The organism is Rhizobium sp. PRIMUS64, from assembly GCF_023006465.1.
Lineage (GTDB): Bacteria > Pseudomonadota > Alphaproteobacteria > Rhizobiales > Rhizobiaceae > Rhizobium > Rhizobium leguminosarum.
Window position 1 is genome coordinate 76,474 of record NZ_JALBGX010000006.1, and the last position, 26,830, is coordinate 103,303.

Below are 26,830 nucleotides of genomic sequence, written 5' to 3' on the forward strand. Positions count from 1 at the left end.
TCGTCAGGTCTGCGCAAAACGCCTTATGGCCTCGCAAACGGCACGGAAGCCGTCCCGCGCGCCATCGCTCATGTGGCGGGCGCGCAGCCACGCGTGCACCATCTGCGGCTCCTCCCGGAACCAGACTTCGACGCCCTCCGCGGTGAGCCGGGCGGCATAGTGCCGGCCGTCGTCCCGGAGCGGATCGAAATGCGCGACCGTGATGAAGGCCGGCGGCAGCCCGGCAAGCGAAGCTGCCTGCAGTGGTTCGGCAATCTCGTTGCCTGCTGGCGCCCGCAAGATCTCGCGATAATAGGCGACATCCGCCGTCGTCAATCCGGGGGCCGCGGCCATTTCGACATAGGAGCCTGCAGTAAGGTCACCGCCGAGCGCCGGATAGATCAGGACTTGGCCGACGACGCCTGACAGGCCCTCGTCGCGCGCCCGCAACGCAAGGCCCGCCGCAAGATTGGCCCCGGCGCTGTCGCCGATCAGCACGACCTTGCTGTTGGCGGAAAGCAGATGTTTCAACACGGTAAAGCCGTCATCCGTCTGTGCCGGCCAGCGATATTCAGGGGCTAGCCGGTAATCGACCGAAACAAGTTCCGCGCCGGCAAAATCAGCAATCTCGGCGCAGATGGCATGATGGCTCTCGAGCGAACCGACAACGAAGCCACCGCCATGAAGATAGAGCAGAATGGTGCGCGTGCTGATTTTCCGCGGACGGTAGCGCCGGATCGGTATGCGCTGGAGCATGCCGTCCGCAAAGATCATCTCCGGGGGCAGCGGGCGATCGAAGCGTGCGCAGAGAGCGTCGTACCAATGTCGCTGCTGTTCGATCGATGCTTGAACGGCGTCTGGCGGATAGAAGGCATCGCAAATCGCGAGAAACTGCAGGATGCCCTTTTCGGTGGGGGCAGGTGGTTGAGCGGACATGGAGGTCCTTTCGCGATTTGGGACGTGACAGGTCATGTCCCTGGCCGACTCTGTCCTCATCATGCGCCTTCGTGGCGGGGACGACCTGTCTGGTCGCGACCCGTGAATGTCGCGCCAACTCAAAATTCCCGATAATTTTTTGGCCATCGACCCAAGGAAAGCCATCCGAGAAACGTCTCAATCTGGAAATAGCATCTTGCTTGGCAGCATGGGGTAGGTGCGGAATTGGACGTGGAGCTCATAGAACGAGCGCAGGGCGGCGACCGGGAGGCCTTCGGGCAACTGGTCTCGCGCCATTATGATTTCGTCCATGCGACGGCGTGGCGTTGGTCGGGCAGTTCCACGGACGCCGACGACATCGCCCAGGAGGTCTGCGTCAAGCTCGGCGCGGCCATCCGCAGCTTTCGCGGCGCCAGCCGCTTCAGGACATGGCTCTACACTCTGACGCTCAACGCCGCCCGCGACCATAGACGCAAGCTTGCACGAGAGGCGCAGACATTCCGCGCTTACGCCGCCGAACCACCGCAGGATGCGCCGGGCGGAAATGACGACGAGATATCGAGCGAATTGTGGGCGGCCGTGCGCGCCTTGCCGGAGAGGCAATGCGACGCCGTGCTGCTCGTTTACGGCGAAGGTCTCAGCCATTCGGCTGCTGCCGATATCATGGGCTGCTCGGAGGCGACCGTGTCCTGGCAGGTCCATGAGGCGCGCAAGAGGCTGAAGGCCGTGCTTGGCAAGGAAGAGGTATGAACGTGGACAAGGAACTCGAAAAGCTCTCCCACTCCACACCGCCGGCAGCGACGCCGGAGGCGCGCGCGCGCGCGCTTACTGCTGCGATGCAGGCCTTCGACACCGCCGGAAATAATGCGCCGGCGCCCCAAGGAAATGCGAAAGGCTGGCGTCAAAGCTCCATCATCAACTGGATATGGAGCCCTGCCATGAACAAGAAATTCCTCGCCGGTTCAGCCCTTGCGACGCTGCTCGTCATTCCGGCCGCCGGTTATCTCGCGATCGAGCTGACCCGCAACGGATTGCCGATCGTCGACCAGACTGAGATCGCCGACAACCTTTCGCGAGGGGAGGCGTCGAAACAACCGGTCGCGGTCGCGCCGCAAGCACCGGCCGAAAACGGTACCCTGGTTGGGCAATCTGTCGTTGACGCGCAAGCGCTGCAGGACAAGGAGACACCGGCCGTCGCGAAACCCGGCGCGGCGCGGATATCCGAATTCGACGCCAACAACATCGCCACCCTCACGAACAAATCGGAGGGTTCCGCCACGGCATTTGGGGCCGCCAACCGCTCTGCGCCGGCCGCTCCCGGCATCGCCCCCCAGCAGCAATTGGCCGAACCGATGGCCGCCATCGCCCCCTCGCCTGCTCCGCCTGCGGAGGGGCGTGTCCAGATTCAGCTCGATCCCAATCGCGAGCGGTTTGCCAATGCCGCGGCAAATCCGATCAAGAGCGTCGCGACGGATCCGGTTTCGACCTTTTCCGCCGATGTCGACAGCGCGTCCTATGCCTTCGTCCGCCGGTCGTTGACCGGCGGGGCGCTACCCGATCCGCAATCGGTTCGCGTCGAGGAGATGATCAATTATTTCCCCTATGACTGGCCGGGCCCTGATAATGCCGCCCAGCCTTTCAAGGCGACAGTGACTGTCATGCCGACGCCGTGGAACCACGACACGGAATTGATGCATGTGGCGATCAAGGGCTATGACATCGCGCCGGCGACCACGCCGCATGCCAATCTGGTCTTCCTGATCGACGTGTCGGGCTCGATGGACGAGCCGGACAAACTGCCGCTTCTCAAGAGCGCCTTCCGGCTCCTCGTCAACAAGTTGAAGGCCGACGATACCGTCTCGATCGTCTCCTATGCCGGCAATGCCGGCACGGTGCTGTCCCCGACACGCGTGGCGGAGAAATCGAAGATCCTGTCTGCAATCGACAGGCTGGAGCCAGGAGGCTCGACCGGCGGCGCAGAAGGCATCGAGGCAGCCTACGATCTTGCCAAACAGGCCTTCGTCAAGGACGGCGTCAACCGCGTAATGCTGGCGACGGACGGCGACTTCAATGTCGGCCCGTCGAGCGACGACGACTTGAAGCGCATCATCGAGGAGAGGCGCAAGGACGGTATTTTCCTCACCGTGCTCGGTTTCGGGCGGGGCAATCTCAACGATTCCCTGATGCAGTCGCTGGCGCAGAACGGCAACGGCAGTGCGGCCTATATCGACACCCTGGCGGAGGCGCAGAAAACGCTGGTCGAAGAAGCAGGCTCGACGCTGTTTCCGATCGCCAGCGACGTCAAATTCCAGGTCGAGTTCAACCCGGAGCGGATCGTCGAATACCGCTTGATCGGCTACGCGACGCGAGCGCTGAAGCGCGAGGATTTCAACAACGATCGTGTCGATGCCGGCGATATCGGCTCCGGCCACAGCGTCACGGCGATTTACGAAATTACGCCGAAGGGAAGCCCCGCGGTCATGAATGACGACCTGCGTTATGGCGCGGCCAACAATGCGCCGGCCGAGAACGCCGATACCGCGCGTCAAGGCGAGCTTGCCTTCGTCAAGATGCGTTACAAACGGCCGGGCGAGGATAAGAGTGCTCTCGTCACCACGCCCGTCAATGACAGCAACACGGTCGCCGCCGTCGATGCCGCGCCGCAGGATGTCCGTTTCTCGGTGGCCGTCGCCGCCTTCGGCCAGAAACTGAGCCGGATTGCCGCCGTCGATTCCTATTCTTACCAGGCGATCGCCGATCTCGCCGCGGCATCGCGGGGAGCGGACACTTTCGGCTACAGGTCGGATTTCCTCAGCCTCGTTCGTTTGGCGGACGGCCTCAGCCAACGGTGAGGCAAGACGTAAAAACCGCGGCAAACGAGAGGCCGTCCCGGAAGGCGGCCTCTTTTCGGCGTTATCCGAGTCTCGATCCGTTGGCAGTCAGATAAACAGCGTAAAGAGAGGTGCTCGCGGTGATGAAGAGACGGTTCGATTTCTCTCCGCCGAAAGTGACGTTGGAGACGCCTTCAGGAATATGGATCTTGCCGAGCAGCGTTCCATCCGGATCATAGGCGTGGACACCATCGCCGGCGCTCGTCCATATCCTGCCTTTGCGATCCACGCGAAAACCATCAAACAGACCTGAGGTGCATTCTGCGAAAACGCCGAGATCGGTCAGCCTGCCCTCATTCGAGACTGCGAGCCTTCTGATATGGCGCGGACCGCCGGGCAGATGCGTTGCGCCGGTGTCTGCAACATAGAGCACCGTCTCATCCGGGGAAAAAGCCAGCCCGTTCGGCTTGACGAAATCGGACGTCACCTGATCGGTCGTGCCCGTTGCCGGGTCATGCCGGTAGACGTGGCATCCGCCGATTTCCTCGTCGCCGTAGTCGCCCTCATAGTCGTGAAGGATGCCGTAGCTCGGGTCGGTGAACCAGACGGTCCCATCGGACCTGACGGCGACGTCATTTGGAGAATTGAGCCGCTTGCCTGCAATTCGATCGGCCAGAACGGTGATCCTGCCGTCGAATTCGGTTCGCGTGACACGGCGCGTCAGATGCTCGCAGGTGATGAGCCGTCCCTGATTGTCGACAGTGTTGCCATTCGAGTTGTTGCTGGGAGAGCGGAATACCGATGTGTGCCCGCTGGTATCGTCGTAGCGCATCATCCGGTTGTTGGGGATGTCCGAGAAAACCAGATAGCGCCCGGCGGCAAACCAGGCCGGCCCCTCCAGCCAGCGGCCACCCGTCCAAAGCCGCTCGACGCGAGCGTGACCGACGAAGCAGCTTTCAAAGCGCGGGTCGAGAACCTCAAAACCCGTACCGTCAATTTGCCCGAACATGATGCTCCTCCGTTTCCTCTAATTGTTATCGATATCATCTTGGCGCGTTTTGAGGGCTTCGTATAGACATCGATCTGCCGACCGCTGCGAAAAAACTTGGTTTTCAGACTTTGGAACGGTGCATTCCTGCAATAATATTGATTGTGCGATGATAGCGATAACTTTATCGTGTCTTGAATTGCCCAACTCGGAAGCTTTGTGAAAGCGGAGACCAGTGAAAAACGAGGATGAGCCGAAAGACAAGCGTCTCAAGCCGGGAGACGCTCAAAAGCTGACGATGGCGGAGGTCGCCAAATATGTCGGCGTCTCCGCCATGACCGTCTCGCGTGCCTTTCGCCAGGATGCGAGCGTTTCCGAGGAGACCCGAAAGCGTATCATGGAAGCCGTCGACGCGCTCGGCTATGTGCTCGATCTGTCGGCCGGCAGTCTTTCGTCGCGGCGGAGCGGTTTCATCGCCGCCCTGGTGCCCTCGATCAACAATTCGAATTTTTCCGACACGGCGCGGGGCATTACCGATGCGCTGCAGAATACCGGCCTTCAACTCCTTCTCGGCTATACCGACTATTCGGCGGAGAAAGAGGAAGAACTGATCGAGGCGATGCTGCGCCGCCGCCCTGAAGGCATCATCCTGACCGGTGGTTCGCACACGGCACGCGCGCGGCGCATGCTTGCAAAAGCCGGCATTCCCGTTGTCGAAACCTGGGAACTTCCGGAAAATCCGATCAATCAGGTCGTCGGCTTTTCCAACGGCGAGGCGATGGCCTTGCTGGTGCGAACACTGGCCGGCCAGGGATATCGGAAGTTCGGCTATATCGGCGGAACGACGGCGCGCGATACGCGCGGCAGCCAGCGGCGAAGCGGTTTCCAGAAAACTGTTGAAGAACTCGGCCTGGGGCCGGGACGGATGATTTCCTTCGGCGTCCCGCCTATCACCATGGAACAAGGCGGCCAGGCAATCGTCAGCCTGCTGGAGCGCTGGCCGGACACGGAAGTGGTTCTCTGCGTCTCCGACCTTTCCGCCTTCGGCGCCATCATGGAATGCACGCGCCGGGGAATGAAGGTTCCGCGGGACATCGCCATTGCCGGTTTCGGCGATTACGAGATCTCGTCCATCTGTCATCCGCGCATCACCACCATCAATGTCGATTGTTATGGCATCGGCCGTCAGGCGGCCGCCCGCCTGCTGGATGCCCTCCATACCGGCAACTCGACCGGCGATGAGATCACATTGACCGGCTACAAGGTTGTCTTGCGCGAAAGCACGGATCGTAACGGCGCGCCGTCCGCTTGAGTACTGCAGCGCCGCGCGTCTTTTCACATGCGCGGCGCCGTAACACTTTGAAGGCAATTTTATCCCTACATCGATTCCGATCTAAGGAGTTATGCAGCCGGTCAAAAGGCGATCTGGACTTTCATGGATTTGCTGCGGTCGCCCGCCAGTTCGAAGGCGGCGACGGCCTCTTCGATCCCGAAAACACCTGTGAGCAGTGGATTTAGATCGACGCGGCGCGCGTTGATCAGCTCGACGGCGAGCGCAAATTCCTCGTGAAAACGGAATGTGCCGCGCATCTCGATTTCCTTCGCAACGATCATGTTCTGCGGGATAGAGACATCGCCGCCAAGGCCGAGCTGGACGAGAACGGCGCGGGGCTTAAGCGTCTCCAGGCCCGCACGCACCGCCCGCTCATTGCCTGACGCCTCGAACATGACATCGAAGTATCCCTTGTCAGCGCTGTAAGCCGCAAGGTCGGAAGCATGCGTGGCAACATTGATCGTTCGATCCGCGCCGCTGGTGCGGGCAATTGCCAGAACGCTGTCGGTCACGTCGGTCGCAACGATCTCGCGGGCGCCGAGAACGCGCGCCGCGACGATCGCCAACATCCCGATCGGGCCGCAACCCGTAACAAGGACCCGTTTGCCGAGCAGCGATCCGGCGCGGTTTGCCGCATGCAACGTCACCGCAAAGGGTTCGGCAAAGGCGGCCTCGTGAATGGAGATGCCATCGGCGACCTTGTGGCATTGCCAGCGCTCCGCCACCAGCCGCTGGCGAAAGCCACCCTGAATATGCGGCATCGGCATGGCACTGCCGTAAAACCGCATGTTGAGGCAGTGGTTTTGCTGCCCCTTCAGGCAATATTGGCAATGGTTGCACGGCCGGCTCGGGGAAACCGCGACACGGTCTCCCACGGCAAGATCGGTGACGCCGGAGCCCAGCGCCTTGACCGTGCCGGCGATCTCATGGCCGAGGATCATCGGTTCGCGCAGGCGAACGGTGCCGAAACCGCCGTGATTGTAATAATGCAGGTCGGAACCGCAGATGCCGCCGGCTTCGATGGCAATCTCCACCTGCCCGGCGCCCGCAACCTCCGGCTCGCGCTCTTCGATCCTCAGATCCTTGGCGGCATGAATGACGATGGCTTTCATATCGGGACCCTCACACGACGGGAGTTGGAAGCGGGCTGCCTGCAAAATGCGCAGCGAGATTGTCTCTGACCAGTTGGCCCATGGCCTTGCGGGTCTCGACAGTGCCAGAGCCGTGATGGGGCTGCAACACGACGTTTTGGAGGGTCAGGAAACGGGCATCGATCCTGGGTTCGTTCAGGAAGACATCAAGGCCAGCAGCCTGGATGGTGCGGTCTTGAAGGGCCGCGATCAGCGCCTCTTCGTCGACGGTCGTCCCGCGCGAAACATTGATCAAGATGCCGTTCGGACCGAGCGCTTTAAGCACCTCAGCATTGATGATTTTCATGGTCGCCTCCCCACCGGGGACGATGACGATCAGAAAGTCGGCCCAATCCGCAAGCGCGATCAGGTCGGGTTCATAGGCGTAAGCTACATCCGTGTGGTCATGGCGGGCGAAATAGGAGATGTCGCAGCCGAAAGCGACAGCCCTCTTGGCGATCGCCTTGCCGATCCGCCCCATGCCGGCGATCCCCACTTTCTTGCCCGAGACGCGCGTCACCAGCGGCATGGCGACACTGCCCCACTGGCCGGAGCGGACCAAAACATCGGCCTGCGGGACCTGCCTCGCCGTGGCAAGCAGCAGTCCGATGGCGATATCGGCGACATCTTCGGTCAGCACATCAGGGGTATTCGTGACGCGAATGCCGTTGGCGCGGGCATAGGACAAGTCGATTGCGTCGGTGCCGACGCCGTAACAGGAGACGATTTCCAGTTTCGGCAATTGCGCCATCAGTTCTGCAGACGCTCCGAGTTCGCCTCGGGTCGCTATGGCGCGAATATCCTTGCCGACCCTGGAAATCAGCTCGTCCCGGTCTGCCGCTTCCCACAGGCGATGGACGCGGTAGTTCGCCTCCAGATCCACCATGTCCCATTCCGGATAAGCTCCGGCCATCAAGATTTCTACCTCAGGCATTCCGTTTCCATCCCGCATTTTGACAGTTGATTATGTTATCGATAACATATAATTCGGAAAAGGGATGTCAAGTGAGTTTCACCGTCAGCGGCAGTTGAAGCCGTCGCCTGCGGCGAGACCGGAGGAGTGATTTACATGAAGAACTTGTTTGATCTTACCGGACGCCTTGCCCTGATCACCGGCTCGAGCCAGGGGATCGGCTATGCCCTGGCCGAAGGCCTGGCGCAGCATGGCGCCGAGGTGATCATCAATGGCCGCACGCCCGAAAGCGTCAAACGCGCGGTCGAGAGCCTCAAGGATCAAGGCCTGTCGGCCCATGCGGCGATCTTCGACGTAACCAGCAAGAATGCTGCCAAAGAAGGCATAGACGCGATCGAAGCCGATATCGGGCCGCTCGACATCCTGATCAACAATGCCGGCATGCAGTTTCGCACGCCGCTGGAAGATTTTCCGGCGGACAAATGGGAACTGCTGCTGACCACCAATATTTCGAGCGTGTTCTACGTCGGCCAGGCAGCGGCCAAGCCCATGATCGCCCGCGGCCAGGGCAAGATCATCAACATCGCCTCCGTTCAAAGCGAACTGGCGCGCCCCGGCATTGCTCCCTACACTGCGACCAAGGGCGCGGTACGCAATCTGACCCGCGGCATGTGCGCCGACTGGGCCAAGTACGGCCTGCAGATCAACGCGATTGCGCCGGGCTATTTCAAGACGCCGCTCAATCAGGCGCTCGTCGACAATCCGGAGTTCTCGTCCTGGCTCGAAAAGCGGACGCCAGCCGGACGCTGGGGCAATGTCGAGGAACTGGTGGGTGCCGCTGTTTTCCTGTCAGGCCGCGGTTCGTCTTTCATCAACGGGCACACGCTGTATGTCGACGGCGGCATTACGACCTGCCTCTGATAGAGACGAGATGATGGATTTCGAGAAGAAGGCACGGCCTCTGGCTGTCGTCGTCATGGGCGTCAGCGGCTGCGGCAAATCCTCGGTCGGAGAACGCGTCGCTGCTCAGAACGGCATGGAGTTTGTGGAGGGCGACCAACTCCACCCCGCTGGAAATGTCGAGAAGATGGCGCAGGGCATACCGCTGACTGACGACGACCGCCTGCCCTGGCTCGACCGGATCGGCGAGGAAATAAAGACCGCGCAAAGAGCATCGCAAGGGCTGGTGATTTCCTGTTCGGCGCTGAAGAGAAGCTATCGGGACAGGTTGAGGCAGGCGGCGGACGGGCATCTGGCCTTTGTTTTCCTCGAAGGGTCCCGCAACCTGCTGCTGTCGCGGATGCAGGCTCGTCAGGGCCATTTCATGCCCGCGACTTTGCTCGACAGCCAGTTGCAGACACTGGAGCCGCCGACCGGTGAAGCTGGTGTGGTGACAGTGGCGATCGACAATGCCTTGGATGATATTGTGGCACTGGCTTGCCAGCGGCTGAGCGGCATGGCCGTCAAGGGAGGAGATTAACATGCAGGATAACTACAGAGCAGATGTCGCCGTCATCGGTGCCGGTATCATGGGAACCGCGATCGTCACCCGATTGATCGAAACCGGGCATAAGGTCTCCGTCTTCGACCTGGATACCGAAAAAGTCGCTGTTTTGGAGGCCAAGGGCGCACGCGCGGCCGGCTCTGTGGAGGAAGCGGTCTCACGGTCGGCGTTTTGTGTGCTGAGCCTCAATCACGCCAGCATCGTCCGCGCTGTCGTCTTCGGCGAAAAGGGTGTTGCGGCGGCTGCAAATGCCGACAAGGTGCTGATCGACATGTCCTCCATTGACCCCGCCGACACGGCCGACATGGCGATGCGGCTCCGTCGGGAAACCGGCATGGCATGGGTGGATTGCCCGCTCTCCGGCGGCGTGCCAGGTGCGCTGAGCGGACGCCTGACGATTATGGCCGGCGGCAGCCCTGAGGATTTCGAACGGGCGCGCGTGGTTATGCGGCATCTTGCCGCCAATTACACGCTGATGGGTGTATCCGGCGCGGGGCAGACCACCAAGCTGATCAATCAGCTGTTTTGCGCCGTGCTGTTTCAGGCCGTCGCCGAGGCGGTGAAGCTCGCCGAAGCTGGCGGCGTCGATCCGGCCGCCATTCCGGCAGCCCTTGCGGGCGGCAGGGCGGACAGCCGTATAATGCAGGAATTCATGGCGAAATTCGCCGCCCGGGATTTCTCGCCGACAGGCAGAATCGACAACATGTTGAAGGACTTGGATTCACTTCAGGCCTTCGCGCTGAAGACCAAGACGCCATTGCCGATGACCGGCTCCGTGGTCGAAATTCACCGCATGCTCTGCGCTGCCGGTCTCGGGCCGAAGGACTCCGCCGAGATGATGCGTCTTCTCGACGGATTTCAGGCCGGCTGACGTCAATCTCGCTGAGAAATTCGAGATCGTCATCTTTCCGCTTGACCATCCACAAATGTTATCGATAACATACGACCAATGACAACCGCAGCTTTGGGAGGAGCCACAGTGGAAGCCAAGAGACTGCTGGAGTTCCAGTCGATCACCAAGAGCTTCGGCGGCACGCAAGCGCTGCGGGACGTCTCGATCGATCTGCGCGAGGGCGAAATCCTCGCGCTGCTGGGGGAAAACGGCGCCGGCAAATCGACACTCATCAAGACGCTTGCGGGTATCTACAAGCCCGATGCCGGCGACATCCTGTTTCGCGGCCAGAGCTACCATCATCGTCCCCCGAAACCGAACGAGCGGCAGCCGGTTGCCTTCATCCACCAGGATCTCGGCTTGATCGAGTGGATGACCGTCGGCGAGAACATGGGCCTGTCGCAGGGTTTCTCGATGCGTCGCGGCCTGATCGATTGGAACAGGACGCAGGCGCGTGCCAAGGAAGCGTTGAAACTGGTCGGCTGCGACTTTGATCCCACCACGCGGGTCTCGGCGCTGTCGCGCACAGAAAAATCGCTTGTCGCCATTGCCCGTGCGCTTGCCGTCGAAGCCGACGTGCTGGTGCTCGACGAGCCGACGGCGAGCCTTCCCGCCGATGAAGTCGATCGGCTGTTCAACGCGATCCGCCCCTTAAAGGATCGCGGCGTCGGGATGATCTACGTCTCCCACAGGCTCGACGAGATTTTCCGGATTGCCGATCGGGTCGCCGTTCTGCGCGACGGATGCATGGTGGGACAGAAGCCGGTCAGCGAGACGACCCCCGACGAGCTGGTGACGATGATCATCGGCCGCAGCGGTGACAGCCTGTTTTCCAAGACCCAGATCACGCCCGGCAAGGCGATCGTCAAGGTTCGCGATCTCGTTTGCGCCGGCACGGGCGCGATATCGTTCGATATCCGCGAGGGCGAGCTTTTGGGATTGGCTGGATTGCGTGGCGCCGGTCAGGAACGGATCGGCCGCGCCCTGTTCGGTTGCGAGCCCTTCAACGGCTCGGTTCTGCTGCATGACGAGGCCCCCGACCTTTCCAGTCCGCGGCGGGCTATGGCGTCGGGCATCGGCTTGATTGCCCGTGACCGGACGGAGGAATCCGTGGCGCTCTCGCTTTCCATTCGGGAAAATACCTATCTCAATCCGGGAGCCGTCGGACGTGGGCTTTTGTCCTTCCTGTCGCCGCGCGGCGAAGCCGATCTTGCCCATAAGATCGGCCATTCCGTCGGCCTGCGGCCGAACGATCCGGATCTGCCGGTGGAGGCCCTGTCGGGCGGCAACCAGCAAAAGGTGGTCGTCGGCCGCTGGCTGGCGACCGGCCGCAAGCTGTTGGTCGCAGAAGATCCGACCGCCGGCGTCGATATCGGAGCGCGCGCGGAGATCTACCGTCTGATCACCCAGGCGCTCGAGGCCGGTCTCGCGGTTGTCGTGGTGTCGACGGACTTCGAGGAAATCGCCCATATCTGCCACCGCGCGCTGGTTTTCTCGCGCGGCAAAATCGTCAGCGAACTGACTGGAAGCGCTCTGACGACGGAGGCGGTCATCACGGCCGCATCCGCGTCGGAAGCCGCTTGAGCCATCGGGAGAACAGCCATGCAATCCATTGAATCCACGGCGCTGGAGCCGACCAAGAGCGAAATGGCCGGTCTGTCCACCGGACAGAAGATCGGGCGCCTGATCCCGGTTTACGGTTTGGTGATCCTGACCGTCGGTCTGATCGTGATCTTCTCGATCCTTCTACCTGATACGTTCCCGACCGTGTTGAACGTCCGCTCGATTGTATCAGACAAGGCAATCATTGCGCTTCTGTCGCTCGCCGCGATGATCCCGATGGCATCCGGTCGCATAGACCTGACCGTCGGCTATGGCATCGTGCTCTGGCACATCCTCGCCATCAGCCTGCAGACGGCCTACGGCCTGCCCTGGCCGGTCGCGGTCGTCATCGTCCTCGCGCTCGGCGTTCTGACCGGCTTCATCAACGGGCTGCTGGTCGAGGTTGCGAAGATCGACAGCTTCATCGCAACACTCGGCACCGGAACGGTTCTCTACGCGCTTGCGCTCTGGCACACCGGCGGGCGGCAGGTGGTCGGCGTCCTGCCGGAGGGATTCTATGCGCTGAACGGCACCATGCTGTTCGGCCTGCCGATCACCGGCTTCTACGTGCTGCTGATTGCGATCTGCATGTGGATCGTGCTCGAATACCTGCCGATCGGCCGTTACCTCTACGCCATCGGCGCCAATCCGAAGGCGGCCGCACTCAATGGTATTCCCGTCCGCAAATTCGTGATCGGCGCATTCGTCACCTCGGGGCTGCTGGCGGCTCTGACCGGGGTCCTTCTCGCCTCGAAGCTGCGCATCGGCCAGGCGAGCGTCGGCCTCGAATATCTCCTGCCGGCGCTTGTCGGCGCGTTCCTCGGATCGACGACGATCAAGCCCGGACGGGTGAACGTCTGGGGCACCTTGATCGGTGTCATCATCCTGGCGGTCGGAATATCAGGAATTCAGCAATTCGGCGGGTCGTTCTTCGTCGAACCGCTGTTCAACGGCGTCACCCTGCTGATTGCCATCGGCATAGCAGGTTACGCCCAGCGCAAGCGCGGAGCTGTGAGGAGGATCACACCCGCATCCAAATGAGGATGCCGGCTCAACCCGGCATTTCATAACAAACAAAATGGAGGAGTGAACATGAAGCGCAGAACGTTATTGCAGGCAACGGTCGCAACCGTCGCCGTTATGCTCAGCATGCCGGCACTGGCCGATTCAATGGCTGACGCCAAGGCCGTGGTGGAGAAGTATGCTTCCAAGGTGAGCGCCTGGGATGGCCCGACGAGCGGCCCCAAGGGCGCTGCCGGAAAGAACATCGTCATTCTTGCCGCCGATATGAAGAATGGCGGCATCCTCGGCGTGGTCAATGGCGTGCAGGAAGCGGCAGGCGCGCTGGGCTGGACGGTGAAGGCGCTTGACGGCGCCGGTTCGATCGGCGGGCGGACCGCGGCTTTCGGCCAGGCCATGGCGCTGAAGCCGGATGGTATCATCATCAACGGCTTTGATGCGGTCGAGCAGAAGCCGGCGATGGAAGCAGCCAAGGCTGCCGGCATTCCAATGGTTTCCTGGCACGCTGCCTCGGCCGTCGGTCCGGTTCCCGAAGTCGGTGTCTTCGCAAACGTCACCACCGATGCGATGGAAGTGTCGAAGTCCGCGGCGGATTGGGCTTTTGCCGATGCCGGCGGCAAGCCTGGTGTCATCATCTTCACCGACTCCACCTATGCGATCGCGATCGCCAAGGCCGATCGCATGAAGAAGGAGATCGAGGATCTCGGCGGCACCGTGCTCGAATATGTCGACACGCCGATTGCCGAAACCTCTCAACGCATGCCGCAGCTCACCACCTCGCTTCTGCAGAAGTATGGCGCGAAGTGGACGCATTCCCTGGCGATCAACGACCTCTATTACGACTTCATGGGACCTTCGCTCGCCTCGGCCGGCATTGCAGGCGACGGAAAGCCGGTGAACGTCGCAGCCGGCGACGGTTCGGAGAGCGCCTATCAGCGTATCCGCGCCAAGCAGTTCCAGGCCGTCACGGTCGCCGAGCCGCTCAACCTCCAGGGCTGGCAGCTCGTTGACGAATTGAATCGCGCCTTTGCGGGCGCTCCATGGTCGGGCTACGTATCGCCGCTGCATGTGGTGACCAGCCAAAACGTCGAGTTTGACGGTGGACCGAAGAACAGCTTCGATCCCGACAACGGCTATCGCGATCAATACAAGAAAATCTGGGGCAAATAACCCTCCCAATCAGGGCGTATCGACCGATACGCCCTGATGTTCCGACAACACACCACCATCGATCCAGCTCCGGCGAGTTTTGGAAAAGAGAACCTATGATCATTCGATATGCTTTGTTTGAAGGCGAAATCCATTCCGGTCGGGAAGAAGAATTCCGCCAATTCGTGCGGCAGCGGCTCGTCCCTCTCTGGACGAAATTTCCGGGGGCCGAGGAAATACGGGTGCTGGATGGGATGGAGCGCGACGAGGGCGCCCCGGTCTACGCCATGGCCTTGGCCATTCGCTATCCCGATATGGATGCGGTGAAGGCGGCACTTCTCTCCGATGTGCGGTCGCAGAGCCGCGAAGTCACCGGCGAACTCCTGCAACTCTTCACCGGCAAGGTGCATCACCACGTATTCTCGGCCAATGAATACGCACCACATATTGCCTGACATCAGACGAGTCTGACATTCAGACGGTTCGGGCGCCTGAAGGTGGTTGAACAAAGACCTGTAAAGCGCCCGCGGATGACGGTCCCAGGCGCTTTTTTCACGCCTGCTAACGCCGATCATCCTGCGAAGGCGCCGGATGCGATCGTTCCGGTTGCTCGACTTTTGGGGACAATTTTCCACCAGCGGCGCTTTTATTAAACTAAATAGTCTATCAATTTAGTAGATTATCCGCCATCTTACCGTGCATCGTTCCTGCAAACAACAATCCGAAACGGGAAGATCGACGATGACATTGGCAAAGACATTCAAAATTGCGTTGTTCAGTCTGCTTGGTCTCAGTGCCATTCACGGTCCGGCGTCAGCCCAGGCAGACGCCCCCCTGCTTTCCAAAGTGCCGCCAGGCACGGTGCTGACGATCGGCGATCCGGTCACTCAGAAAGCTCTCGAAGTGTCCGGCCTCGATAAAGAGCTCAGTTTTGAAGTCAAATGGGCCAATATCAGCGGCGGGCCGCAGACGTCGGAAGCTTTCCGCGCCCATGCGCTCGATGTCGGATCGGTGGCCGAGATCCCCTCGATCTTCGCCAACTGGAACAACCTCCCCGTCCGCAACATCGCCTATCGCGAACGCCGTGACCCGATCGCCAATCCCATCTATCGCTTCGGCATCGCACCAGGCGTAGCCGTCAAGACGCTGGCGGATTTCCGCGGCAAACGCATCGCCTTCAGCCCGGGGCAGGCTCAGGGCACGCTCGTTCTGCGTGCCCTCCATGCCGCAGGCTTGAAGAGCGGCGACGTCACTCTGGTGGAACTGCCAAGCACCAGCGACGTCTATCCGAAGGCATTGGCGAGCAAGCAAGTCGACATCGCACCGCTCGGCGGCGTCTATATCAGGCGCTATATCACCCAATACGGATCGGACGGAGCGACCCTCGTGGAGCATGGCCTGCGGGATGATCCGAGCCATCTTTATGCGCCGCAATGGGTTCTGGACGACCCCGCCAAGGCGGCCGCTCTCGCCGAATATGTCGGTCTGTGGGCACGCGCCACCGAATGGGTGAACCGGAACCCGGACCTCTGGATCAAGGAATACTACGTCGGTCAGCAGGGCCTTAGCCAGGAGGACGGGGAGTTTCTCGTCAAGCTGACCGGCGAACAGATCGTTCCCGCCGATTGGAGCGAAGTGAAGAAGCGCCACCAGGAAACCATCAACCTGCTGGCGGACGAGCTCGGCTACAAGTCTTTCAATGTCGAACAGATTTTCGACAACCGCTTCGAAAAGCTCGGCGCCGCGGCTTTGGCCAAGAGCCAGTAACGTTCGACACCCTTCGGAGAGGAGATCTGAAACATGGCAACCACTTGGGATGCAGATGAGGCGAAACTATCCCTGACAACAAGCGGGAGAGTTCATGGAGGCTCGCGCGCGACAAAGCCGGCCGGTCCGGCTAGCTCTGCTGGCCCCCGCGCCCGGCGCAGGCTGGGTCCCGGACCCGCGATCCCTTTCGGGTTGCAGATCGGGCCGGTATTGCTTGTCCTGACCTGGGTCGTCGGTTCGGCATTGGGATGGATCGACCCACGCATCCTGTCGGCGCCGTGGACTGTCATCGAGGCTTTCGTAAGGCTGATAGAGCAGGGTCGCCTGCAGGACAATTTCGTGACGTCGGCGACCCGCGCCTTGCTCGGCCTTAGCATCGGATTGCTGATCGGCACGATCCTGGCGGTTATCGCCGGCCTTTCCCGGACCGGTGAAGCCCTGATCGACGGGCCGGTCCAGATCAAGCGCGCGATACCGACGCTGGCCCTGATCCCCTTGCTGATCCTGTGGTTCGGCATCGGTGAGAGCATGAAGGTTACGACCATCGCGCTTGCCGTGATCGTGCCGATTTACATCCACACCCATAATGCGCTCCGCAGCATCGACAGCCGCTATGTCGAACTCGCCGAGACGCTGCGCATGAGCCAGAAGGACTTCATCCTTCAGGTGGTGCTGCCCGGCGCCCTGCCGGGTTTCCTTCTGGGCCTGCGGTTTGCCGTCACCCTCTGCTGGGTTTCTCTTGTTGTGGTCGAGCAGATCAACGCCACCAGCGGGCTCGGTTACATGATCGATCTTGCCCGCAATTACGGGCAGACCGACGTCATTCTCGTCGGTCTGGTGGTCTATGTGCTGCTCGGTCTCGTCTCGGACGGTCTCGTCCGCCTGCTTGAACGGAGGGTCCTCTCATGGCGCCGCACCCTGGCAAACTGAAGTCCGCAACCAAAGCCGTCCACGTGCGAAACCTCGATCGGCGATTTGCGACGAAGACGATCCTCGACGGCGTCGATCTCGACATCGAGGAGGGCGAGTTCGTTGCTCTGCTCGGCCGCAGTGGCTCCGGCAAAAGCACGTTCCTCAGGGCTCTTGCCGGTCTCGATCATGGCGTCGAGGGAACCGGCACCCTCGAGACGCCGGAGAGCCTCTCGGTGGTTTTCCAGGACGCCCGCCTGCTGCCGTGGCGTACCGTCATCCAGAACGTCACGCTCGGCTTGACCGGCGCCTTCGGCCAGGAAGCCGGACGGAAGGCTTTGGCGGAGGTAGGACTTGCGGGTCGGGAAACGGCGTGGCCGAACCAGCTTTCGGGTGGCGAGCAGCAGAGGGTCGCTCTTGCCCGTTCGCTGGTGCGCGAACCGGCCCTGCTTCTCGCCGATGAGCCGTTTGGCGCGCTTGATGCGCTGACTCGGCTGAAAATGCACGATCTGCTCAGGGAGTTGTGTGCAAGACACCGTCCTGCTGTGCTGCTCGTCACCCATGACGTCGACGAGGCGATTTCGCTGGCCGACCGGATACTGGTTCTCGACGAAGGGCGCCTTATCGAGGACCTCAAGATCGATCTGCCGACGCCACGCGATCACGGCGATCCGCGCTTTGCGCAATTCCGAATCCACCTTCTGAGCCGGCTCGGGGTCGAGCTTCCGGGCCGTAAGGCCGCCTGACATCAGCAACAGTTCAGTTTGATCTGGAGATAAGCCAATGAGCACATCGGAAAGGCAAATGCGGCTTGGCGCATTCATCATGGCGACCGGCCATCATATTGCCGCCTGGCGTCATCCGGAGGCGCAGGCCGATGCCGGCCTCAATATCGATCACTACCGCGAGCTTGCGCAGACCGCCGAACGCGGCAAATTCGATCTCGTCTTCGTCGCCGACAGTCCGGCTGGATGGGACCGCGCCAAGGACCCGGAAGCGCTTCGCCGCACCGCCCAGGGCGCGCATTTCGAGCCTCTGACCCTTTGGGCCGCGCTCTCCCAGGTGACCAAACATATCGGCTTCGTCGCCACGGCATCGACGACCTACGAGGACCCTTACCTTCTCGCCCGCAGATTTGCGTCGCTGGACTATATCTCCAAGGGTCGTGCGGCATGGAATGTCGTCACGACGGGAGCGGATGTTTCGAAGAATTTTTCAATCGCAGGCCATCCCGCCCATGCCGATCGTTATGAGCGGGCCGAGGAATTCGTCGACCTGGTGAAGGGCCTGTGGGATTCTTATGAGGACGATGCCTTCATCCGCGACAAGGAAAGCGGGGTCTATCTCGATCCCGATAAGGTGCATCTTGTCGATCACAAGGGCAAGTTCTTCTCGGTGGCCGGTCCGCTCAACGTCGGCCGTCCGGTTCAGGGCTATCCTGTTATCGTGCAGGCCGGGGCATCCGAACCGGGGCGCGAACTTGCCGCCCGCACGGCCGAGATGATCTTTACCGCCAACCAGACTTTCGAGGATGCGCAGGAATTCTATTCCGACGTCAAAGGGCGGCTGGCCCGCTATGGACGCCGGCCGGACGAACTGCTGATCAGTCCCGGCATATTCCCTGTTCTCGGCGGGACGGAAGCGGAAGCCCAGGCGAACTACGACCATATCCAATCGCTCGTTCATCCCTCCATCGCCTGGAATATCCTTGCCCGCCACTACAAGGGCGTCGACCTTTCCGGCTACTCGCTGGACGATCCCGCCCCTCCCCTGCCTGAAAATACCGAACTCAACAAAAGCCGCCTCAAGCTGGTTTCCGATCTGGTCTCGCGCAACAATCTGACGCTGCGCCAGTTCTATCTGGCGGTTGCCACCGCTCGTGGCCATCGGACGGTTGTGGGAACGCCCGAGCAGATCGCCGATGCGATGCAGAGCTGGTTTGAGAATGGTGCGGCCGATGCCTTCAACATCATGCCGCCGATCCTGCCCACCGCTCTGACCGATTTCGTCGATCAGGTCCTGCCGATCCTGCGCAAGCGCGGTCTGTTCCGGCACGAATATGAAGGCACGACGCTGCGGGAAAACTTGGGCCTTCAGCGCCCGTCGAATGGCTTTGTGGTTCAGGCGGGGCAGCAGCAAAAGGCGCAGGCGGCCGTATGATTTCCCAGGGGGCTTCCCCCTGGTTTCCTTGTTCCAATCACACAGAACTGCAGCATGCATGAGCAATAATTCCGAATTTCTCTGGTATATTCCCAACGACGTCAAAGCCGGTCATCGCGGCGATTCCGCTGTCGAGAACCACAACAGCCTGGATACGCTGACCAGCCACGCAAGGGCGCTGGAGGAACATGGCTGGAAGGGCGCGCTCATCGGCACCGGTTGGGGCCGTCCCGACACGTTCACCGTCGCGGCCTCACTTGCCGCCCGGACCACCACCTTCGAGCCGCTAATTGCGATCCGCCCGGGCTATTGGCGGCCGGCGAACTTCGCGTCCGCGGCGGCGACGCTGGACCACCTGACGGGCGGCCGGGTGCGGATCAACATCGTGTCGGGCAAGGACAATCTGGCTGCCTACGGCGACAGCGAGGGCGATCAGGCGCATCGCTACGGCCGCACCAAGGAGTTCATGCGGCTGGTCCGCAGACTGTGGACCGAGGATAATGTCACTTCGGCGGGTGAGCACTTCCGGGTTGCCGACTCTACCGTGGTGCCGCGCATCCAGGTCCGCGGCGACCGTCGGCACCCGAAATTCTATTTTGGCGGGGCCTCGGAAGCGGCAGAGCGGGTGGCCGCCACCGAGGCCGATGTCCAGCTCTTCTGGGGCGAGCCGCTCGATGGTGTCCGCGAACGGATCGCGCGGCTCAAGGCGCTGAGCAGGGAGCTGGACCGCGACCTCCCGCCGCTGGAATTCGGACTGCGGATAACGACGCTGGTCCGGGACACCACCGAACAGGCCTGGGCCGATGCCGAGGCGAAGGTCGCCGAGATGGTCAGAAGCAAGGGCAGCGGCTGGCACGATCACCAGCGCGCGCTCGCCGTCGGCCAGCAGCGGCTGCTCGATCTGCATGAGCGCGGCGACGTCCTCGACGACAACCTCTATACCGCCCCGGGCAAGTTCGGCGGCGGCGGCGCCGGCACCACCTGGCTGGTCGGCTCGGCGGAAGACGTCGCCCGCTCGCTGCGCAAATACCAGGATCTCGGCATCACCCATTTCGTGCTGTCCGACACGCCGTATCTCTCCGAAATCAAGCGGCAGGGCGATCAGCTACTTCCGCTGCTACGCAGCTAAAGCCGGAAGCGCCGACGCTCCGGCACCGCAGCTGCAATTCATGCCGTTGCCGAGACCTTTCAGCAAATCACGGCCCGATGCCAGGACGGCGTCGCGTAGTCGCAGGTAAGCCGCAGAGCCTTGTTGCGCAGGGGAGTCCGCGGATTTCGCAACCACCGGGAGAGCGCTCCTCAAATAGTCCGTCCGAAAAGCGCAAATGCTATCCAGATATGGCGATATAGCATGCTCCGTCGGCTCCGTTTACACTCTCTAAAATATATTCCTCTAATTTTTTTTAGACATCGGGGCGACGTTCTTTAGGCTCGTCACCTCCGCCATGATGGCGGGTCAGGCACCCGAACTTCGCATGAAATCGGCTTTTATTGCTTTGACGGATGTTCCGTATCTCAAGCGCGATTCCGGGCACAGGGGTGCCTGTCGGAATGCACTCGGAGACATACCGAGGCTCGGCATTCGAACGAGATATGACAAGCAATCCTGGCTGCGAGACATCCTTCCAACAAACCTCACCGCGCGGGGAGAGTGCATATGAAGAATATCATGAGTTTCGGGGTTGTGGCGCGCTTGGCGCTTGGCTTCAGCGTTCTCCTTTTGCTGATGGTCGGCTTGACCATCTATTCGACGGAAAAAGTTGCGCAGATCAACGATAAGCTTGGAACCATCAACGACGTCAACAGCGTGAAGCAGCGGTTTGCTATCAACTATCGCGGCAGCGTGCATGATCGGGCAATCGCCATTCGCGACGTCACCCTGGTGACGTCTGCCGATGAACGGAAGGCCGCCGAGGCATTGATCGAAAAGCTGGCGGCCTCCTACGCCGAAAATGAAAAGCGCATGGCGGATATGGTTGCATCTCCGGCCGGTGCGACGGAACAGGAAAAGACCATTCTCGGTGAGATCGCGGACATCCAGGCGAAGACCAATCCATTGGTCGCCCAGATCATTGCACTGCAGGAGAAGGGCGACGGCGAGGCTGCCCGCAAGATCCTGCTCGAACAGGCTCGACCGGCCTTCGTTGCCTGGCTTGGCGCCATCAACAAATTCATCGACTATCAGGAAGCGCTGAACAAATCGATTGGCGGCGAGGTTCGCAGCACGGCAAGCGGCTTCAAGCCATTGGCGCTGACCGCGCTCGGCATTGCGGCTGTTCTTTCACTGGTTGCCGCCGCCGTCACCGCACGCACGATCGTCGGCCCGCTGGCAAAACTTCAGCTTTCGCTGAAAGCAATGGCGGAGGGCAATCTTGATGGCGATCGTCGCCTCGAAGCGCGGGGCGACGAGATCGGCAAGCTTGCACGGGCGGTGGCAGGGCTGCGCGATGCAATTTCAGCAAAGGCGGAACGGGAAGCTGACGCCGAGGCGAAGAGAGCCGTGTCGGAGCGGCATCGCCTCGAACAGGATGCCGATGAACGCCGCACCCTTGCCGAGCAGACGGACAAGGCTGTCGGCCAGCTTGGCGATGCATTGCAGGCGCTGGCGGACGGCGACCTCACACAGCAGATCGGCACTCCGTTCATTCCGTCTCTCGAAAAGCTCAGAGCCGACTTCAATTCTGCAGTCGAAAAGCTCCGTGCCGCCATGCAGAAGGTTGCCCAGAACGCCAGCGCCATCGCGGCCGGTGCACAGGAAATCCGCTCCGCCTCCGACGATCTCGCCAAGCGGACCGAACAGCAGGCAGCCTCCGTCGAGGAAACCGCGGCTGCGCTGGAAGAGATCACGACCACCGTTGCCGACTCGAGCAACAAGGCTCAGGAAGCCGGCCAACTCGTTCGCAAGACGAAGGACAGTGCGGAGCGCTCGGGCAGCGTCGTTCGGGATGCGGTCGATGCCATGGGCAAGATCGAATCCTCCGCCACCGAAATCGGCAGCATCATCGGCGTCATCGATGAAATCGCGTTCCAGACCAATCTGCTTGCGCTCAATGCCGGCGTCGAAGCCGCCCGCGCCGGTGAGGCAGGCAAGGGTTTTGCCGTCGTCGCTCAGGAAGTGCGCGAGCTGGCGCAACGTTCCGCCAAGGCAGCAAAAGAAATCAAGGAACTCATCAACGCTTCGAACGGCCACGTGAAAAGCGGCGTTGCCCTGGTTGGCGAGACCGGAAAGGCGCTGAAAGAGATTGCGGAGCAGGTACAGCAGGTCGACGGCAATGTGGGGGCCATCGTCGGCGCTTCGCAAGAGCAGGCGACGGGGCTGAAAGAGATCAATACCGCTGTCAACAAGATGGATCAGGGCACGCAGCAGAACGCCGCCATGGTGGAAGAAGCCACAGCGGCCGCCCACAACCTGGCCAAGGAAGCCGACGCGCTGTTCCAGCTGCTGGGCCAGTTCAACATTGGCGGAGCGGTGGCACCGAAGCGCGTAGCGCAGCCCGCTGCCGCGGCGCCACATGCTCAACCGGCGCCCTCGCCTGCGCGCCAGATGGTTGCCAAAGTGAGTAAGTCGTTCCAGACGAATGGGAATGCGGCATTGGCCGGCGATTGGGAAGAGTTTTAAGTCGCCCTGATTTCCCTCCAGTCTATGCTGGAACGCCAAAGCGGCATGATTTTACGAAGGGCAGTGTTTGCTGCCCTTCGCATTTGAATCTTATGCCCGAGCCGGAGCCTTGGCCGGAAGCAGGGCATTGACCACGAGGGCAACGCCTATGTTTGCCGCAAGCGCCAGCAGTCCCGTGTAGACGGTGAAGGGTTCGCCGCCGAGGCTGATCAGATGCAAAGGTTTCCAACCGGCATCCCAGACGAGGAAAGTACCGCCGCCGAAGCCGACGAACCAGCCGGCAAGCAGACCGGGTGCGCGGAACCAATTGGTATAGAGGCCAAAGACCAGCGCCGGAAGCGTCTGCAGGATCCAGATGCCGCCGAGCAGCTGCAGGTCGAGTGCGAACTGCGTCGGCAGGAAGATGATGACGAGAAGCGCACCGATCTTCACCACGAGCGAGGTGATCTTTGCAACCTTGGCCTCACCCGCATCGCTGACGCCGGGGTCGACATAGGCTTTCCAGAAATTGCGGGTGAAGAGATTGGCGGCACCGATGCTCATCACCGCTGCCGGCACCAGCGCGCCGATAGCGATCGCCGCAAAGGCGAAGCCGGAGAACCAGCCTGAAAACAGCGTCTTGAACAGCGTGGGAACAACGTCATTGGCGCTGTCGAGCTTCAGGTTGGCGGCATGCCCCATATAGCCGAGCAGCGCCAGAAGGCCGAGCAGTAGCGTATAGGCGGGCAGCATGATCGCATTCTTGCGGATCGTCTTGCCGCTGTTGGAGGCAAAGATGCCCGTCAGCGTATGCGGATACATGAAGGCCGCGAGCGCCGAACCCAAAGCGAGCGTGGCATAGGCGACATACTGATTGCCGCCGAGCAGCAGGTTGCCGGAACCCTTGGCCTGGAAGGCCGCATCGGCCGAGGCGAAGACGTTGGCGTAGCCTCCGAGTTTCGACGGGATCAGTGCGACGGCCGCGATCACGACGATATAGATCATGATGTCCTTGACGAAGGCGATCAGCGCCGGTGCGCGCAAACCCGCGGAGTAGGTGTAGAGCGCCAGCACGATGAAGGCGATCGCCAGCGGCAACTCGCCATGCAGCCCGAGCGCCTTCAGGACCGCCGTCATGCCGACGAGCTGGAGGGCAATATACGGCATGGTGGCGATGACGCCCGTTGCCGCCACGGCGAGTTCGAGACTGCGCGATCCGTATTGACCGTGAACGACGTCGGCAGCCGTTACATAGCCGAAATCCTTGGCGCGTTTCCACAGCACAGGCATGACCATGAAGACGAAGGGGTAAACGACGATGGTGTATGGCAGCGCAAAGAAGCCGTAGGCTCCGACAGTATAGACCAGCGCCGGGACGGCGATCACGGTGTAGGCGGTATAAAAATCGCCGCCGACCAGGAACCAGGTGATCCAGGTGCCGAAGTTGCGTCCGCCGAGGCCCCATTCATCGATATGGGCCAGCGTTTCGGGCTTGCGCCAGCGGCTGGCGACGAAGCCCATGACCGTGACGAGCGCGAAAAAGAAGATGAAGACGGCAAGCGCCGTGCCGTTGATGTCAGTCGTCATGGCGGGTGCTCCGATAGGCGATCCAGGTCAGCGTCGCAGTGATCGGCACCCAGAGAAGCTGATACCAGTAAAAGAACGGAAAGCCGAAAAGCGACGGCTCGCGGACATTGTAGAAGGGCGGCCAGAGCAGACCTATGTACGGAATGATGAGCAGCCACAGCGCTGCCTTGCTACGTGGTTTTTCCATGTCGGAATACCTTTCAGGCGCCGCGACGGCGGTCGCCATGTTCCAGTTGTCGGCGTGGAAGGCAGGTCTGTCAGCCGGCGGCCGCGGCAGCCCGGGTTCGGGTCGCTCGAGGTTTTTCGACCGATCGAAAGCTGATGTAATACATGTGAATTCCTCCCAACGGCTCGCACTTGGCCAGCCGTGGATGGAGTCCTATGGCGTTGATTTTGTCCTCACAAGATGGGCGCGCCGCCGAAATGCCGGAGCCTACCCAGAAGTGGGTAGGCTAGATTTACCCGACTTTCGAGACGATGCCATGATCGAGCGCGTAGCGGATAAGGCCTGCCGTGGTCGTGATGCCGAGCTTCCTCTTGAGGTTCTTGCGATGGGTTTCCGTCGTGGCGGAGGTTATCCCGAGCACGTCGGCGATCTCCTTGTTGCTCCTGCCGGCAACGATCAGCCCGAGAATGTCGCGTTCGCGCGGCGTCAGGGGATCGCTCCCCTCCTCGGCGCGTTCGCCCATCAGCGCGTCGAACACGCCCGACGAGAAATATGTCCCACCACTTGCCACGGTCTCGATGGCCGAGACGATCTCGTCGGTCGAAACGTCCTTCAGGACGTAACCGGCAGCGCCATGCATGACCGAGGAGGAAATATACTCGCGGCTGTCATGCATGGAGAGCATCACGACCCGCGCCTGGGGAAGTTCGTTCCTGAACAATTCGATCGCATCGATGCCGCTCAGCTTCGGCATGTTGATGTCCATCAGCACGACCTGCGGCAGGACCTGCCGGCCGATCTCGAGCCCTGCTTGCGCGAGCCCGGCCGTACCGGCAACTTCGATATGGTCGAATGTTTCGAGCACGGCCTTCAATCCGTCCAGCACCAGCGGATGATTGTCGATCAAGAGCACCCTGATTTTCGGGCGTTCCGTCATGCGGCTTCCGCCTGCTGGTCGGCGGGACGATTGGCCGATTTCGGCATCATCGCCGTCAGCGTCGTCCCGGTCTCGCTGCTGTTGATCAACAGCAGGCCGCGGAAGTGAGCCATCCGCTCCTGCATGTTGCGCAGGCCGAGACCTGATCTGCCGGAGACCCCGTCCTTGATGCCGTCGAAGCCGGTACCGTTGTCGGTGACGGTCATGCGGGCCCGGCCGCCGTCGCTCCAGAGCTTGACCGCAAGCCGGGAGGCGCCCGAGTGCCGCTCGACATTGTTGAACGCTTCCTGTGCGACGCGATAAAGCGCGGTATTGGCTTCGGCCTTGAGCGTGTCAGTGAAGCCCGAAGCGTCGATTTTCGTCTCGACCCCCGTCCGCTCGGCAAAATGATAACACAGCGCCTCGAGAGCAGCCGTCAGGCCGAGGTCGTCCAGCACGCGCGGGCGCAGATCGTGCGAGAGCCGCCTGATTTCCTTGATGGCGCTGTTCAGCGCTTCGACACCGCGGTCGATGGTGACAGCCGCATCGTCGACATTGGTTCTGACTTTACGGACGGCAAGATCCATCGCATAGCGCACGCCGACGAGATTTTGGGAGATGCCGTCGTGCAACTCGCGCGCCAGCCGTGCGCGCTCTTCTTCCTGCGTATCGATGACCCGCTGTGTCAGCGCCTTGAGCCGGCTGTCGGCCATGCGGCGCTCGTGGAACGTCAGCAGCATGCAGGTCGTGAAAACGACGAGCACCGAAGGCACGGCGATCAGCGCGACGATGACGAAGGTCCGTCTTATGTTGGCGCGCATCCCGGCGTTGGCGGCGGCACTTTGGGCAAAGACGTCATCCAGGTAAACGCCGGTGCCGACGACCCAGTGCCATTTGTCGAGACTGACGACGAAGGAGAGCTTGTCGGCGATCTGTCCGGTCGATGGCTTCTGCCATTTGTACTGATGCAGACCGCCGCCCGCTCTTGCCGTGGCGATCAGTTCGGCAATGACCTTGTCGCCATCCGGGTCGGTGAGGTCGAGCCAATTGTGCCCATGGCGGAAACTCTGGCGCGGATGGACGATGTTGTTGCCGTCGTAATCGTAGACAAAGAAATATCCGTCCTTGCCGTAATCGAGCGAGGTCAGAATCGCCGCCACCTGCTGCTTGGCGGCTTCGTCATCAGAACCGGCATTGTCATAGATCGTCTGGATGGCGGACAGGGCAAGATTGGTCAGGTTGAGGATCTCGGCTTCCTTGGTCTTCAGCATGTTCTGCTCGAACGCGTCGATGCTGTTCTTGGCGAGGTTTGCCGATTGCCATGTGATGAAGGTGGTGATCGCAAGGATCGAAATGACGAGCGGAACGATCGCCAATGCGATGATCTGGTGTCGTAACGTCAACGATCATTCCTCCCGAGAATTTGCGCCGGGAATTATGCCCTTTGTCA

24 protein-coding genes are annotated in these 26,830 nt (G+C 61.2%); 16 read left to right on the forward strand and 8 right to left on the reverse strand.

From position 1 onward, the window contains the following. Positions 1-3: 3 nt before the first annotated feature. Positions 4-915 (reverse strand): alpha/beta hydrolase, encoded by a 912-nt coding sequence (locus MOV76_RS04495; RefSeq protein WP_247263929.1) that lies wholly within the window; start codon positions 913-915, stop codon positions 4-6. 225 nt (positions 916-1,140) lie between these two features. Between MOV76_RS04495 and MOV76_RS04500 the strand changes: the two genes are divergently transcribed. Together MOV76_RS04500 and MOV76_RS04505 are read left to right on the forward strand one after the other, a co-directional pair. Beyond that, on the forward strand, positions 1,141-1,665 hold the full coding sequence (locus MOV76_RS04500) for an RNA polymerase sigma factor (protein WP_168319902.1): 525 nt from the start codon (positions 1,141-1,143) through the stop codon (positions 1,663-1,665). Continuing rightward, entirely contained in the window at positions 1,662-3,767 is a 2,106-nt protein-coding gene (locus MOV76_RS04505) for a VWA domain-containing protein (protein ID WP_247263930.1), read from the forward strand. The genes MOV76_RS04500 and MOV76_RS04505 overlap by 4 nt, the downstream gene beginning before the upstream one ends. Positions 3,768-3,828: 61 nt before the next feature. On the opposite strand, the gene MOV76_RS04510 is transcribed toward MOV76_RS04505, so the two are convergent. Beyond that, positions 3,829-4,755, reverse strand: coding sequence for an SMP-30/gluconolactonase/LRE family protein (locus tag MOV76_RS04510; RefSeq protein ID WP_247263931.1), 927 nt, complete (start codon positions 4,753-4,755; stop codon positions 3,829-3,831). 214 nt (positions 4,756-4,969) lie between these two features. On the opposite strand from MOV76_RS04510, the gene MOV76_RS04515 reads away from it, so the two are divergent. Next, the gene (locus MOV76_RS04515) at positions 4,970-6,046 is read left to right on the forward strand and encodes a LacI family DNA-binding transcriptional regulator (protein WP_018246836.1); all 1,077 of its coding nucleotides are present in this window, start codon (positions 4,970-4,972) and stop codon (positions 6,044-6,046) included. A gap of 101 nt (positions 6,047-6,147) precedes the next feature. On the opposite strand, the gene MOV76_RS04520 is transcribed toward MOV76_RS04515, so the two are convergent. Next, the gene (locus tag MOV76_RS04520) at positions 6,148-7,179 is read right to left on the reverse strand and encodes an L-idonate 5-dehydrogenase (protein ID WP_028732402.1); all 1,032 of its coding nucleotides are present in this window, start codon (positions 7,177-7,179) and stop codon (positions 6,148-6,150) included. Positions 7,180-7,189: 10 nt separating this feature from the next. After that, the gene (locus MOV76_RS04525) at positions 7,190-8,131 is read right to left on the reverse strand and encodes a 2-hydroxyacid dehydrogenase (protein ID WP_247263932.1); all 942 of its coding nucleotides are present in this window, start codon (positions 8,129-8,131) and stop codon (positions 7,190-7,192) included. A 135-nt stretch (positions 8,132-8,266) separates the two neighbouring features. Here MOV76_RS04525 and MOV76_RS04530 point away from each other — a divergent pair, with 135 nt between their 5' ends. The 13 genes from MOV76_RS04530 (at position 8,267) to MOV76_RS04590 (ending at position 22,732) form a co-directional block, all read left to right on the forward strand. After that, complete coding sequence (locus tag MOV76_RS04530) at positions 8,267-9,031, forward strand: SDR family oxidoreductase (RefSeq protein ID WP_247263933.1); 765 nt, start codon at positions 8,267-8,269, stop codon at positions 9,029-9,031. 13 nt (positions 9,032-9,044) lie between these two features. After that, positions 9,045-9,590, forward strand: coding sequence for a gluconokinase (locus tag MOV76_RS04535; RefSeq protein WP_247263934.1), 546 nt, complete (start codon positions 9,045-9,047; stop codon positions 9,588-9,590). Position 9,591: 1 nt separating this feature from the next. Continuing rightward, positions 9,592-10,485, forward strand: coding sequence for an NAD(P)-dependent oxidoreductase (locus MOV76_RS04540; RefSeq protein WP_247263935.1), 894 nt, complete (start codon positions 9,592-9,594; stop codon positions 10,483-10,485). Between the two features lie 108 nt (positions 10,486-10,593). Then, entirely contained in the window at positions 10,594-12,090 is a 1,497-nt protein-coding gene (locus tag MOV76_RS04545) for a sugar ABC transporter ATP-binding protein (protein WP_115157870.1), read from the forward strand. Between the two features lie 18 nt (positions 12,091-12,108). Next, the gene (locus MOV76_RS04550) at positions 12,109-13,149 is read left to right on the forward strand and encodes an ABC transporter permease (RefSeq protein WP_018449098.1); all 1,041 of its coding nucleotides are present in this window, start codon (positions 12,109-12,111) and stop codon (positions 13,147-13,149) included. A 51-nt stretch (positions 13,150-13,200) separates the two neighbouring features. Then, positions 13,201-14,298, forward strand: a complete 1,098-nt coding sequence (locus MOV76_RS04555) for a substrate-binding domain-containing protein (protein WP_128400712.1) — start codon at positions 13,201-13,203, stop codon at positions 14,296-14,298. A 95-nt stretch (positions 14,299-14,393) separates the two neighbouring features. Beyond that, positions 14,394-14,732 carry a hypothetical protein gene (locus MOV76_RS04560; RefSeq protein WP_047620510.1) on the forward strand — a complete coding sequence of 113 codons (339 nt, stop codon included), beginning with the start codon at positions 14,394-14,396 and terminating at the stop codon, positions 14,730-14,732. 286 nt (positions 14,733-15,018) lie between these two features. Further along, positions 15,019-16,044, forward strand: coding sequence for an ABC transporter substrate-binding protein (locus tag MOV76_RS04565; protein WP_247263936.1), 1,026 nt, complete (start codon positions 15,019-15,021; stop codon positions 16,042-16,044). Between the two features lie 33 nt (positions 16,045-16,077). Continuing rightward, positions 16,078-16,974, forward strand: a complete 897-nt coding sequence (locus MOV76_RS04570) for an ABC transporter permease (protein ID WP_247263937.1) — start codon at positions 16,078-16,080, stop codon at positions 16,972-16,974. Continuing rightward, positions 16,950-17,699 carry an ABC transporter ATP-binding protein gene (locus tag MOV76_RS04575; protein ID WP_247263938.1) on the forward strand — a complete coding sequence of 250 codons (750 nt, stop codon included), beginning with the start codon at positions 16,950-16,952 and terminating at the stop codon, positions 17,697-17,699. The genes MOV76_RS04570 and MOV76_RS04575 overlap by 25 nt, the downstream gene beginning before the upstream one ends. 37 nt (positions 17,700-17,736) lie before the next feature. Next, positions 17,737-19,113 carry an LLM class flavin-dependent oxidoreductase gene (locus tag MOV76_RS04580; protein ID WP_247263939.1) on the forward strand — a complete coding sequence of 459 codons (1,377 nt, stop codon included), beginning with the start codon at positions 17,737-17,739 and terminating at the stop codon, positions 19,111-19,113. A 58-nt stretch (positions 19,114-19,171) separates the two neighbouring features. Beyond that, positions 19,172-20,242 carry an LLM class flavin-dependent oxidoreductase gene (locus MOV76_RS04585; RefSeq protein WP_247263940.1) on the forward strand — a complete coding sequence of 357 codons (1,071 nt, stop codon included), beginning with the start codon at positions 19,172-19,174 and terminating at the stop codon, positions 20,240-20,242. 528 nt (positions 20,243-20,770) lie between these two features. Further along, complete coding sequence (locus MOV76_RS04590; RefSeq protein WP_028732411.1) at positions 20,771-22,732, forward strand: methyl-accepting chemotaxis protein; 1,962 nt, start codon at positions 20,771-20,773, stop codon at positions 22,730-22,732. Between the two features lie 90 nt (positions 22,733-22,822). On the opposite strand, the gene mctP is transcribed toward MOV76_RS04590, so the two are convergent. The 4 genes from mctP to mctS all read right to left on the reverse strand — a co-directional run bounded on the left by mctP (position 22,823) and on the right by mctS (position 26,783). Next, positions 22,823-24,298, reverse strand: a complete 1,476-nt coding sequence (gene mctP / locus MOV76_RS04595; RefSeq protein WP_131606770.1) for a sodium:solute symporter family monocarboxylate transporter — start codon at positions 24,296-24,298, stop codon at positions 22,823-22,825. Next, positions 24,288-24,485, reverse strand: coding sequence for a DUF3311 domain-containing protein (locus MOV76_RS04600; RefSeq protein ID WP_018517713.1), 198 nt, complete (start codon positions 24,483-24,485; stop codon positions 24,288-24,290). The genes mctP and MOV76_RS04600 overlap by 11 nt, the downstream gene beginning before the upstream one ends. Positions 24,486-24,756: 271 nt before the next feature. Then, positions 24,757-25,401: a two-component system response regulator MctR gene (mctR, locus tag MOV76_RS04605; protein ID WP_247263941.1), complete on the reverse strand. Its 645-nt coding sequence runs from the start codon at positions 25,399-25,401 to the stop codon at positions 24,757-24,759. Beyond that, entirely contained in the window at positions 25,398-26,783 is a 1,386-nt protein-coding gene (mctS, locus tag MOV76_RS04610) for a sensor histidine kinase MctS (RefSeq protein WP_247263942.1), read from the reverse strand. Before mctS ends, mctR begins: the two co-directional genes overlap by 4 nt. Positions 26,784-26,830: the final 47 nt, after the last annotated feature.